Origin of the sequence: Thalassobellus sediminis (genome assembly GCF_044386045.1) — a bacterium.
GTDB lineage: Bacteria > Bacteroidota > Bacteroidia > Flavobacteriales > Flavobacteriaceae > Thalassobellus > Thalassobellus sediminis.
The window spans coordinates 1-568 of record NZ_JBISCD010000026.1; the positions used below are offsets into that span (position 1 = coordinate 1).

A 568-nucleotide genomic window follows, 5' to 3' on the forward strand; every position below is an offset into this window, starting at 1 on the left:
TAAAAAACTACACACAACAACGTGTATAATTAATTACTACGAATTTCCTAATCGGAAATTCCTAACAATTAATTATCTTAGGTGCTAATCGGAAAATGACTCGTGTCCTTTTCCGTAACTAATTCATACACGAACACGTTGGCAACAATATGAAAACCGAAAATATTGAGATTTAAAACAACATTTTTCATATCATTCTTTTTTTGCGTTTTTTCCGCATTTGGACAACGGACTTTAAACGGTAGAATTGTCGACCAATTTATGGAAACTGCTATAGGAATAACAATCTTTGACAAAGACACCACCGAAATCGGACAATCTGACTATAATGGATATTTCCAAATTAAATTACTCAAAGAAACCGATAAATTTATTTTCGCTGGACTTGGCTATGAATGGGCAACAGTCTCAATTACAAAAGATTGTGAAAATGCGGAAATAATTCTGTTTTTAGCCTCTACACATTGTTTTGATTCGCCTGCCAAAGTTGACCGACTCCGGAAAAAGGAATTTGAAAAGTTATCCGAATTGCATTATCAAGCCTTTCAAAAAGGACTTTTTAAAACTG

1 protein-coding gene is annotated in these 568 nt (G+C 33.5%); it reads left to right on the top strand.

Annotation, left to right across the window (positions count from 1 at the left end; genetic code table 11):
- Positions 1-261: 261 nt before the first annotated feature.
- The coding region (locus tag ACH5TW_RS00365; protein ID WP_439334489.1) for a peptidase associated/transthyretin-like domain-containing protein at positions 262-568 on the top strand (307 nt) is incomplete at its 3' end.